The organism is Vibrio nigripulchritudo ATCC 27043, assembly GCF_000222685.1.
GTDB classification, from domain to species: domain Bacteria; phylum Pseudomonadota; class Gammaproteobacteria; order Enterobacterales; family Vibrionaceae; genus Vibrio; species Vibrio nigripulchritudo.
In genome coordinates this window covers 19,166-29,912 of sequence record NZ_AFWJ01000285.1, presented here as the reverse complement: position 1 = coordinate 29,912, position 10,747 = coordinate 19,166, and the positions used below count along the sequence as shown (strand labels likewise).

General features: G+C 48.3%; 10 protein-coding genes and 1 pseudogene. 8 read left to right on the top strand and 3 right to left on the bottom strand.

The window, feature by feature from the left end:
* Positions 1 to 22: 22 nt before the first annotated feature.
* From RH89_RS22135 to RH89_RS22125, 3 genes are read right to left on the bottom strand one after another with little or no spacing between them, the layout of a single operon-like run.
* On the bottom strand, positions 23 to 529 hold the full coding sequence (locus RH89_RS22135; RefSeq protein ID WP_004406826.1) for a hypothetical protein: 507 nt from the start codon (positions 527 to 529) through the stop codon (positions 23 to 25).
* Positions 530 to 586: 57 nt separating this feature from the next.
* Positions 587 to 1,726 carry a carbohydrate ABC transporter permease gene (locus RH89_RS22130; RefSeq protein WP_004406824.1) on the bottom strand — a complete coding sequence of 380 codons (1,140 nt, stop codon included), beginning with the start codon at positions 1,724 to 1,726 and terminating at the stop codon, positions 587 to 589.
* Positions 1,723 to 2,619, bottom strand: a complete 897-nt coding sequence (locus RH89_RS22125) for a carbohydrate ABC transporter permease (RefSeq protein WP_004406822.1) — start codon at positions 2,617 to 2,619, stop codon at positions 1,723 to 1,725. Before RH89_RS22125 ends, RH89_RS22130 begins: the two co-directional genes overlap by 4 nt.
* Positions 2,620 to 2,960: 341 nt before the next feature.
* On the opposite strand from RH89_RS22125, the gene RH89_RS22120 reads away from it, so the two are divergent.
* The 8 genes and pseudogenes from RH89_RS22120 to RH89_RS22085 all read left to right on the top strand — a co-directional run bounded on the left by RH89_RS22120 (position 2,961) and on the right by RH89_RS22085 (position 10,729).
* Positions 2,961 to 3,590 carry a glucose-6-phosphate isomerase gene (locus tag RH89_RS22120; RefSeq protein WP_004406820.1) on the top strand — a complete coding sequence of 210 codons (630 nt, stop codon included), beginning with the start codon at positions 2,961 to 2,963 and terminating at the stop codon, positions 3,588 to 3,590.
* The gene (locus RH89_RS22115; RefSeq protein ID WP_004406817.1) at positions 3,587 to 4,558 is read left to right on the top strand and encodes a shikimate dehydrogenase family protein; all 972 of its coding nucleotides are present in this window, start codon (positions 3,587 to 3,589) and stop codon (positions 4,556 to 4,558) included. Before RH89_RS22120 ends, RH89_RS22115 begins: the two co-directional genes overlap by 4 nt.
* 21 nt (positions 4,559 to 4,579) lie before the next feature.
* On the top strand, positions 4,580 to 5,512 hold the full coding sequence (locus tag RH89_RS22110) for a phosphoglycerate dehydrogenase (protein WP_004406813.1): 933 nt from the start codon (positions 4,580 to 4,582) through the stop codon (positions 5,510 to 5,512).
* Positions 5,513 to 5,520: 8 nt separating this feature from the next.
* The gene (locus tag RH89_RS22105) at positions 5,521 to 6,408 is read left to right on the top strand and encodes an MBL fold metallo-hydrolase (RefSeq protein ID WP_004406811.1); all 888 of its coding nucleotides are present in this window, start codon (positions 5,521 to 5,523) and stop codon (positions 6,406 to 6,408) included.
* Positions 6,409 to 6,410: 2 nt separating this feature from the next.
* Positions 6,411 to 7,283 (top strand): MurR/RpiR family transcriptional regulator, encoded by an 873-nt coding sequence (locus RH89_RS22100; protein ID WP_004406809.1) that lies wholly within the window; start codon positions 6,411 to 6,413, stop codon positions 7,281 to 7,283.
* Between the two features lie 11 nt (positions 7,284 to 7,294).
* Positions 7,295 to 7,927 carry a bifunctional 4-hydroxy-2-oxoglutarate aldolase/2-dehydro-3-deoxy-phosphogluconate aldolase gene (locus RH89_RS22095; RefSeq protein WP_004406804.1) on the top strand — a complete coding sequence of 211 codons (633 nt, stop codon included), beginning with the start codon at positions 7,295 to 7,297 and terminating at the stop codon, positions 7,925 to 7,927.
* A gap of 114 nt (positions 7,928 to 8,041) precedes the next feature.
* Positions 8,042 to 10,091 (top strand): annotated as a pseudogene (locus RH89_RS22090) (prolyl oligopeptidase family serine peptidase).
* Positions 10,092 to 10,495: 404 nt separating this feature from the next.
* Positions 10,496 to 10,729, top strand: a complete 234-nt coding sequence (locus RH89_RS22085; RefSeq protein WP_004406799.1) for a hypothetical protein — start codon at positions 10,496 to 10,498, stop codon at positions 10,727 to 10,729.
* The last annotated feature ends 18 nt before the right edge of the window (positions 10,730 to 10,747 follow it).

Here is a 10,747-nt window from a genome sequence, read left to right as displayed (position 1 = left end):
AAGCTCATAGCCGTACTTCTTCTTAAAGGCGGCTTTTTTCGCCGGCATCATTAAAGAGATCGGCGCGGTAGTTCAGCATGTGCATGTCGCCATCCATAGTGGCGGATTTCACTTTGCCGTCCCAAAGCATCAGACGCTCACGATAAACTGGGTGAATGTCTTGCCAGTATTCGCCTTCCTGCATGCTTTTCGGCATTTCTGAAAGGAACAGGTTAAAGTCTGGCAGCCATGCCGGAATGTAGGAAATGACGTCGATCTCACTCGATCCTGTCTGCATTCCCGTCAAAAACTTAGGAAAAAGCTCGCCAAATGGAAACTCGACAATTTTCACTTTTCCGCAGGTTTGTGTTTCCCATGCATCCCCTGCGGTGCGCAGAGCGGAGGCAATAAAGGGACCATTTTGAGACCCGACGGTCACCGTCACACCGGAGTAATCAGGCTCGCACGCTGCCAGTGTTTGGGTCGAAAAAGCGGCTGCACCTAAGCTAAGGGCAACGGCCAGTGCTGAAGAACGTATTTTCCTTTCCATGTTTAATTCCTTCTAATTTGCCCTTATCAGTAGGTAGGGCATCCATGGTGAAAGTTGTTATTTTATAGAGCCGGATAATAGTCCGGATTTCATAAGTCGACCGAGCAGAGACACAACGATGATCATCGGTATTATTGATATTAGTGTTGCGACTGAAATCGCCCACCATTCATCGCCTCTGCTTGAGTTTTGCCCTGCTAAAACCACTGGCAGGGTTTGCCAACGTGACGAAGTCAGTAAAAGTGCAAACAAGAACTCGTTCCAAATAAACGACAGCGTAATCATAAAGGTCGCTATCAAACCGGGTTTCGACATCGGCAATACGATGTCGAAGAAAATGCGTAGCCTTGGTACGTTTTCGACCATGGCGGCTTCTTCCACTTCAACTGGAATGGAACGGAAGAAATCGCGCATCAGCCATACTGCCAAAGGCAAGCCAAATGCGGTGTATGCCACCACCATGCCAAAGAAACTGTCCAGAAGCTGAACGCCCTGCTTTCCGAGTTCGGCATAAAACAGGTAAAGAGCGAACGCAGAAACAATCGGTGGGAACATACGTTGAGACACAAACCAGAAGGTTACGTCGTCGTTGCCCAATACCGGTCCGGGTAGGCGCAGTTTGTTGATAAAGAACGAGCTGACAAACGCCGCCACCAGTGAAATCAATATGGCCTGAGGGATCGCGAATTCAGCCAGTTCGGTAAGGGCTAAGAACCCTCCTATCCCGACAACGGCGAACGTAACACCAGCCAGCAGGCGAATACGAAATTCAAACCTTGCGATGCCATAAGCTGCCATAGAACCCAGCAGTACGGACAGACACGTGGACACCAAAGCAATCAAACTGGAGTGCCAGAATGGTCCGACGAAGTCACCGCGAATGCCGGAAATGACTTCTCGGAACGCTTCCAGAGTGGGAGCAAAATCGATAAACGGCAAATACGTTGCGCCGCCATTGACCGCTTGCGGTGGCTTAAATGCGGTTACGGTGACCCAGTAAAACGGAGCCAGCAGAAATAGCAACCACACGATACAGCCAATAGTGGCGATCCACTTAAAAGTGAGATCCGTCTGCGCTTGTTTCACAGAATGTGGCTCTGTCTGACGATGACTGCTGTTCCCAGAACTTGGTTTTGACATAGCGGGTTTCACATCCGTGTTCGAGGTTGAAAGTTTGTCTGTGGCGAAATCGGTCATGTGCGTTTCTCCACAACAGGTTTAACCGCAGCCAGGTAAACGCTACCCAGAACCACAATCACAATAAGGAACAGGAAGCTCAGTGCCGACGCTTCACCTAAGTTGAAGGTTTTGAAGCCTTGGTTATAGGCAAACAGGGTGAGGGTTTCGGTCGATGTACCGGGACCGCCTCCCGTTAAAATGTAGACGGTATCAATGATCTTGAACCCTTCGACGATTCGGATGAAAACGACAACGACGGACAAAGGAAGAAGCATAGGGAAGGTGATATCCCAGAACTGACGCCAGGGTGGTACATTTTCTAGGGAGGCGGCTTCATACACATCTTTAGGCAAGCCTTGCAAACCCGCCAGCATCAGCAAGGTCACAAAAGGCGTCCATTGCCACACTTCCACAGTAACCAGAACGCCGAGTGCCCAGCTGGTTTCGGTCAGAAACGGCAGGTTTTCAAAACCCAGCAGGCTAAAGAAATCGTTCACCGGCCCGAGTGCAGAGTGGAACATCATACGTGCGACCAACGCGACTGCGATGGGTGCCATGAACATAGGAAGTAGAAATACTACACGATACAGCTTTTCCCCCGGCACTTTGTTGTGCAACGCAAGAGCCAGCATAAATCCCACTACATACTGAATGGCAACAGAACTCAGAACAATGAAGAGAGTGGTGCCGACCGACTGCCAGAAACGGGCAGATTCCAGTAACGACTGATAGTTATCGAAGCCAACAAACCTGACTGGCAGAGGCGGGATCAGGCGTACCGACTGAAAACTGACCGTCAGCGCGTATATCAGTGGGAACAAAGTAACCAGCAACACAATAAACAGTGCTGGCCACACAAACAGATACTTGATGGAATCTGTCTGGTTGGGTTTGAGTGTCCCTGTCGGCATTCTGTGACTCCTTGAATGAACCTGTCCTTTGGTAGTTTTACTTTCCTGCCCTTCGTCATGAAGTGCTATGTACAGAACTACAACTTAGCTTAAATGTATTTTTAATACACAAATGCGTATTGTCAAGCTCATATTTTACACTTTATTAACTTTTGAAGGCGAAATTATGCACAATTTAAATCTAAAATCGGGTTGATCTTTTATTTTTGTGTAGTATTAATACTAAAAGAGCTGAAATTCGAACTCATCATTCTTAACGAGCGTTGTTATGTGTTTATGCCGTTTTTTATGAATGTTCAGTCAAAGAGTAGGCAATTGTGATGGAGAATGAGGGAATAATTATGTCACTTATGGATCCAGTGAGCTGCCACATTGATGTGTCTTCCGGCAGCCTGACAGGGACAGATCGGCGATATCAGAAGCGATTTGATGACTTGGATGGTCTCTACGCAGACCAGAATAGCTATCAACAACTCAAACCAAAACTCGGAGAGCAGGTGGTGTACGAAGTCACCGACTACCATCCGGGAGAACGGTGTCAGGATATGATTTTTGGGGTCACCAAGATGCAGCCAGGTAGGGTAGGCAATGAATTTTTTATGACGCGCGGTCATATCCATGCCAATGCCGACCGCCCAGAAGTATACATTGGTAAGAAAGGGCATGGACTGATGCTGATGGAGTCGCCAGAAGGGGAAACCAAGGTGATTGAAATTGGTCCTGATGATGTCTGCTACGTACCGCCATACTGGATCCATCGCAGCGTGAATACAGGTGATAGTGAATTTGTGATGTTCTTTTGCTACCCAAGCGACAGCGGTCAGGACTATTCGATTATTGAAAAGTCGGGTGGTATGAAGCATCGCGTGTTGTCGGATGGCAACGGTGGTTGGGTGCTTTCTGAAAACCCAGAGTATCAGCCAAGAAGTGACGAGAGCATCCAACAGTTGTACAGGGGGAGCGTCGGATGAATTTAACGCCCGCCTCTAAGCCCACCTTTTATTTCGTTGGGGTGTCCACCAAGCACAGCTCGATCATGAAAGTGTTCCCGGAATGGGCGAAACACTTGCAGCTTGGCGACGTGAAGATTTCAGGTATCGACTTGCCTCTGAACGCACCCGCTAATGACTATCGTACGGTGACGGAATTCATTAAGCGTGATCCGTTATCTGTTGGGGCGCTGGTGACGACTCATAAATTGAATCTCTTTCAGGCGAGTCAGGGTTTGTTCGATTTAATTGACGATCATGCCATCAAAATGAATGAGACCAGTTGTCTGTACAAACGAGGTCAGCAGTTTGGATGCAGCGCCAAAGACCCCATAACTTCGGGCTTTGCGCTGGATTACATTTTACCTGAGCGTCATTTCCCCAATACTGGTGGAGAAGTGTTTGTGATGGGAGCTGGTGGCAGTGCGACGGCGATTTGCTGGCATTTGGCGCAGGGATTAAGCCAAGACCAGAGGCCAAATAAGATCGTGGTATCGGACATCTCCCAGCATCGGCTGGATGAGTTGGCGGAAGTATTGAGCCGTTACCAGATAGAGGTGGACGTCGACTACGTTCTGGTGGATGAAGCGCAAGGAAGTGATCAGACAAGCAACGAACAGCCCAGCAACGAACAGACATTAGCCAATATGCCTCCGCATTCTTTGGTTATCAACGCGACCGGGCTTGGAAAAGACGCACCGGGTTCCCCCATTAGCAATGACGCGCGTTTTCCTGAGCATGCCATTGTGTGGGAACTGAATTATCGCGGCGAGCTGGATTTTCTACATCAGGCCAGAAATCAGGAAAGACAGGCTCAACTGGCGATTCACGATGGCTGGGTCTACTTCATCTATGGATGGACTCGGGTTATCGCTGAAGTCTTTGATGTTGATATTCCGGTCCGTGGTGAAGACTTCGACACCATTTGCCAAATTGCCCAAAACGCCTAAGCCGAAGGAGTTAAGCGACCCATGGAAAAGGGAAAAATTCTGATCACACCGCGCTCGTTGTCTTTGAATGGTCATCCTGCTTTTGAAAAGCTCAAAAGCTTGGGGTATGAACTGGTGTTCTGCCAACCGGGAAAATCCCCGACCGAAGAGGAGCTAATGGAAATTGTGCCTCAGTGCGTTGGCTGGATTGCCGGTGTGGAGCCCGTTTCTGAGCGGGTGATTACGTCTGCATTATCGCTCAAAGCCATTAGCCGAAATGGCACAGGGGTAGATAACCTGCCTTTGGATACCTTAGAAAAGCAGGGGATAGTGGTGTGCAGAGCGGAAGGAGCAAACGCCCGAGGCGTCGCGGAACTGGCAATTGCCATGATGTTGTCTGGTCTGCGTCATATTCCGGAAACCGCAGAAGGATTGAAGCAAGGCCAATGGACAAGGGCTTTGGGACATGAAATTCAGGGCAGAGTTGTTGGCGTGATTGGTATGGGAGCGATTGGTCGTCAGGTTGCTCAAATGTCGCTAGGGCTTGGAACGCAGGTTATCGCTTACGATCCGATTCTTCAGGGGCAACTGGTATTGAACGACGATTTTAAGTTTTGCGAAGTGGACAATTTGCTTCGCCAGTCCGATATCATCACCTTCCATTGCCCTGCGCCTTTAGATGGTAAACCCATTATTGGCGCTGAGAACGTACATCAGTTAAAAGATGGGGTGGTTATCATTAATACCGCTCGCGCTTCTCTTGTCGATCACGATGTCATCTATGATGGGTTGTGCAGTGGCAAAATTTCCGTGTACGCAGTGGATGTGTACGATACCGAGCCGCCGGCGAATCATCCGCTTTGGCAGCACGAGCGCTGTATCGCAACCAGCCATATCGGCGGGTATACGCAGGAGAGTGTGGATAAGGCTACCCACGCAGCAGTCGATAATCTGATTCAGGTTTTAGAGGTATAGAACGATATATGCAGGTGCAATTCGAACCTTTGGTTTTTGATGGTGAACTGGCGGAATACTTGAGTCAGAATCCTCAACCGGAAGCGTCGGTCAGTTTGTTCTGGCTGGGGCAGGCGGGCTTTTTGATTCGTTATCAAAATCAGGTCTGGCTTATTGACCCATATCTGTCTGACTCTCTGGCAGAGAAATATCAAGGTACGCGTTTCCCACACATTCGAATGATGAAAGCGCCGATTGCCCCTGATCAGCTGGCACATCTTTCAGGCGTATTTTGCACCCACAAACACACCGATCACATGGATCCAGCCACCCTTCAGCCGATTTTTAGAAGTGCAGACAATGTATTTCTGGTTGCCCCCAGAGCGGAAAGTAAAGAAGCACAAACCAGAAGTGGTTTGGAAGAATCCAAGCTGACTCTGGTGTCGGATGGTGAACACATCCAGCTTAATGAATTCATAGGTGTGCATGTTCTCGCAGCGGCGCACGAAGCGATTGAACGGGACGAACAGGGCAATAGCCGCTTTTTGGGCTATGTTCTGGATATTGCCATTGAAAATAGAAAGGTAAGGGTGTGGCATTCGGGAGACAGCATTCCATTTGATGGATTGGTTGAACGGGTTCAAAAGCTCAAGCCTGATTTGGCTCTATTGCCTGTTAATGGTCGGGATGAAAAGCGACGAGCCAATGGTGTACCCGGAAACTTCCATCTGAAAGAAGCGATAGAGATTTGCCAACAGGCACAAATTCCGACACTGATTGCGCATCATTTCGGCTTATTTGAGTTTAACACCATAGAACCAGAAAAAATTTGTGCAGCAGCGCAGCAAAACGCTGATAGTATTTCTGTTTTCCCTGCGCAATTGAATGTCGAATATCGTTTGAGGTTAAGGAGTTAGCATTGCAGCAAAAGCAGCCTAATGTCATTGAAATGATCACCCGCTCACTGGACCAGCTCCGCAAGTCGGATCGCAAGGTGGCAGAGTGGGTATTGTCTGACCCTCATAAAGCCATCAACAGCACCTTGGTAGAGACCGCTAAAGCTGCTGGCGTCAGTGAACCCACAGTAATGCGCTTTTCTACGGCCGTGGGGTGCAGCGGGTTTCAGGACTTAAAGATTCGTCTGGCTCAGAGTATTGCCCTTGGTGTAACTCCAACCCACGCGGCGTTGGAAGAAGGCGACAGCACTCATGTGGTGTCTCGTAAACTGTTCGACTTCACGCTTACCAGTCTGGACTGGGCGCGTCAGCATGCGGATATCGAGAAAATGGAAGCGGCTGTTGAGCTGCTTTCCAATGCGTCTCAAATCGACTTTTATGGGTTCGGCGCTTCTGGCATTGTGGCACTGGATGCGCAGCAGAAATTCCCTCTGTTTGGCGTGCCTTGTAACGCCCATACGGATGCGCACCAGCAATTCATCGCCTCTTCCATGATGCGAGAAGGAAATGTGGTGGTTGCGATTTCAAACAATGGAGAAACCATCGACCTGATTGAGACGGTACGTGAAGCCAAAGACCATGGCGCAAAAGTCATTGCCATTACCGGGCGTCGTGGCTGTTCGCTCAGTCAGGAGTGTGATTTAAGTTTGGTGGTTGAAACGCTGGAAAACACCGACCGCTACACTCCTACTATTTCACGTATTGCCGCGCTGGTGGTGGTGGATATTCTGGCGACCGCCGTGTCACTGAATAAAGAAGAAGAGCACCGAGACCGAATCACCTCGATGAAAGAACGATTGTCGCGCTTCCGTTCCAACCATTTTGATAACGAATAAAGGATAAATTTATGTCGCAGGACGTCTTTCAAACGCTGGCGCAGCATAAGGTTGTGCCCGTTATTTCTATTACTTCTTTAGAGCAGGCGGAGCCTCTTGCCAATGCGCTAATGGACAATGGTTTACCCGTTGCAGAAATTACATTTCGTACCGAAATGGCCGCCGAAGCGATTGCCATTATGGTCAAAGCGCAGCCAGAACTGTGCGTGGGGGCAGGGACGTTAATCAAACCCGAACAAGTGGATGCAGCCATTGCGGCAGGAGCAAAGTTCGGGGTAGCACCTGGGTTTAACCCGACGGTGACGAACTATTGCAAGAACAAAGACTTTCCGTTTATTCCCGGAGTGAATTCCCCTTCCCAAATTGAAATTGCGTTAGAAAGCGGCTTTAGTCTGTTGAAGTTTTTCCCTGCAGAAGCCTCGGGTGGTATTCCGATGCTAAAAGCGCTGCTAGCGCCTTACGGTGATGTTAGCTTTATGCCCACAGGCGGTGTGAACATCGGCAACGTTAAAGATTACCTCTCTATTGACCGCATTGTGTGTTGTGGTGGCACTTGGCTGGCAAGCACAGATCTGATGGAGCAGGGCAAGTGGGATGAAATCGGCAATCGAATCCGCGCGGCGGTTAGCTCTGTTTCCGGTTAAAGTATCAGGATTTGGTAAAACTGGGACTAGTTCCTGAGCAATTGGCACTCCGACACTTCTTACCCTAAGTTTTGTGAGATGATTAGCTTGTAAAACTAACCAAAGGAGTGCGAAGTGCCAAAGTATCCAGAAACCAAACAGTCAGACGTTGTTGACCAGTATTTCTCGACCAAAGTGGCTGACCCTTATCGCTGGCTGGAAGATGACCGCAGCGAAGAAACGGCAGACTGGGTAAGCCGCCAGAATGAGGTTACATTTGCACACCTCAATCAGATCCCTTTCCGCGATGCAATTCGTAAGAAACTCGAAACAGTAAATAACTTCGAAAAAGTCTCTCAGCCATTCAAGCACGGCGATTACACCTACTTCTACAAAAATGACGGTATTCAAAATCAGGCCGTACTTTATCGTCAGAAAGAAGGCAGCGAAGCACAGATTTTCCTCGACCCTAACACTTTTTAGTGAAGAAGGCACCTCTTCACTGGGTGGTGTTTCATTTTCTAAGTCAGATAAAGTCGTCGCGTATTCCGTTTCAGAAGGTGGCAGTGACTGGCGCACCATCTACGTGATTGATGCGGAAACAGGCGAGGAGCTTGAAGCGCCGATTCTGGATGCAAAATTCACTGGCATTTCCTGGTTTGGTGACGAAGGTTTCTACTACGCCAGCTACGACAAACCAGAGGGTAGTGAGTTGTCGGCGCGTACTGAACAACACAAGCTTTACTACCACAAGCTGAACACGCCACAAAGCGAAGATATATTGGTGTTCGGCGGTTCCGATGCGGAGAAATTCCGTTATGTATCCGGATACACCACAGAAGACGACGCTTTTCTGGTTGTCTCGGGTGCGCAATCAACGTCGGGGAACGAGCTGTATGTTCGTGATTTGCGCCAGCAAGATGCACCACTGGCATTGGTGACCGACAAAAATCAGGCAGACAGCTACGTTGTTGAGCACCATGACGGTGACCTACTGATATACACCAATTTAGATGCGCCATTAGGCCGTGTGGTGAAGGTTAGTGCTCAAGCGCCTGGAGACGAAAACTGGGAAGATTTGATTCCGGAACAGGAGCAGCAGCTTGATATTGAAACTGGTGCGGGTTACTTATTTGCGTCCTACCTTGTAGACGTGAACACCAAAGTCGTTCAATACCGTTACAACGGCGAAAAAGTCCGTGATGTTGAACTGCCGGGTCTGGGTTGTGTGTCTGGTTTCGATGGTCGCCAAGATTCCAAAGAGCTTTACTACAGCTTCACTAACTACATCGTGGCGTCTTCATCCTATCGCTTTGATCCAGAAACGGGTGTGACTGAGCTTCATCGTGGCTCTGAGTGCCAAATCGACAGCGAGCAACTGGAATCCAAGCAGGTCTTCTATCCATCTAAAGATGGGACTTTGGTTCCGCTGACCATCTGTTACCGCAAAGGTCTAGAGCTGAATGGCAACAACCCAACCATGCTTTACGGATACGGCGGTTTTAATGTGAGTCTGGAACCGTATTTCAGCCCATCCGTTGCAACCTGGATTGAAATGGGCGGCGTGTATGCCGTGGCTAACCTTCGTGGTGGTGGTGAATACGGCAAAGCGTGGCACATTGCAGGCACCAAACTGCAGAAGCAGAACGTGTTTGATGATTTCATCTCTGCCGCGGAATACCTGATTGCAGAAGAGTACACATCGTCAGACAAGCTAGCCATTCATGGTGGCTCGAACGGTGGCTTGCTGGTCGGCGCGTGCATGACTCAGCGTCCGGATCTGTTCAAAGTCGCAATCCCAGCAGTTGGCGTATTGGACATGCTGCGCTACCACACGTTCACCTCTGGTGAAGGTTGGGCATACGATTACGGTACTTCCGAACAAAATGAAGAGATGTTCAACTACCTTGCGGGTTACTCTCCGGTTCACAACGTGAAGGAAGGAACACACTACCCAGCGACTTTAGTGACCACGGCAGATCACGATGATCGCGTAGTGCCAGCTCACTCATTCAAGTTCATTGCTGAACTACAAAGCAAACATGAGGGGGAAAACCCAGTGCTGATCCGAGTGGACACCAATGCGGGTCATGGGGCAGGAATGCCAATGAGCAAGATTCTGGATCTGAATGCCGATATTTACGCTTTCAGCTTCCACCATATGGGTTTTGAGCCCAAGGTTTAAGCCCGCTCTTAATGCAGAAAAAGCCTCCATGTGAGGCTTTTTTTATGGTGTGACTGAAAATTTGCTCAGTTTTCCTGCCCATCAACAGACACATCTAAAAATATCTGAATCATCTTGAGTTCAGTATCTAGCGAATTCAAATTGTTTTATGTAAGCCAATTTCTCTTATTTATTCCTAAGTCGGTACTTTTTTAGTGCATCATGTCTGACTTTCTTTCCTAATTAGAAAATTTCCAACCTCACTGAATTATTCTTATCTACCTGAAATAAAAGTTAAAAATTGTTTCTAGTTCTCTGACGTGCTGCTTGTTCTCACTGCTTCTAACCGAAAAGCCTTTACTATAGAAAAATAAATGATACGATGTAAAACAATTAATGAATTTGGTACAAGGTTTGTAATAAATATGGCTAAGAAACTACTGTCTTGTGATCGCGTGGTAGCAATCAGCGAGTTCCGAAAAAATCCAGTAAAAGAAGTTACCGAAGACTTTGGCACGTTGGGCGTGTTGGCAAATAACTCACCCGCTCTTTATGCCATTTCAGTCGAGGAATACGAATGGGTTCTAGGGCATCTGGCAAAGCAGGGCATAGATATGGATGAAGTGTTCAAAGCCTTTAAACAATACAAATCTCAGTAATAATTTGAGGACAAATCT

Excerpts from the sequence above, each read along its gene's own strand:
- RH89_RS22135 (WP_004406826.1), bottom strand. The coding sequence starts at position 529 with ATGGAAAGGAAAATACGTTCTTCAGCACTGGCCGTTGCCCTTAGCTTA.
- RH89_RS22130 (WP_004406824.1), bottom strand. The coding sequence starts at position 1,726 with ATGACCGATTTCGCCACAGACAAACTTTCAACCTCGAACACGGATGTG.
- RH89_RS22125 (WP_004406822.1), bottom strand. The coding sequence starts at position 2,619 with ATGCCGACAGGGACACTCAAACCCAACCAGACAGATTCCATCAAGTAT.
- RH89_RS22120 (WP_004406820.1), top strand. The coding sequence starts at position 2,961 with ATGTCACTTATGGATCCAGTGAGCTGCCACATTGATGTGTCTTCCGGC.
- RH89_RS22115 (WP_004406817.1), top strand. The coding sequence starts at position 3,587 with ATGAATTTAACGCCCGCCTCTAAGCCCACCTTTTATTTCGTTGGGGTG.
- RH89_RS22110 (WP_004406813.1), top strand. The coding sequence starts at position 4,580 with ATGGAAAAGGGAAAAATTCTGATCACACCGCGCTCGTTGTCTTTGAAT.
- RH89_RS22105 (WP_004406811.1), top strand. The coding sequence starts at position 5,521 with ATGCAGGTGCAATTCGAACCTTTGGTTTTTGATGGTGAACTGGCGGAA.
- RH89_RS22095 (WP_004406804.1), top strand. The coding sequence starts at position 7,295 with ATGTCGCAGGACGTCTTTCAAACGCTGGCGCAGCATAAGGTTGTGCCC.
- RH89_RS22085 (WP_004406799.1), top strand. The coding sequence starts at position 10,496 with ATGGCTAAGAAACTACTGTCTTGTGATCGCGTGGTAGCAATCAGCGAG.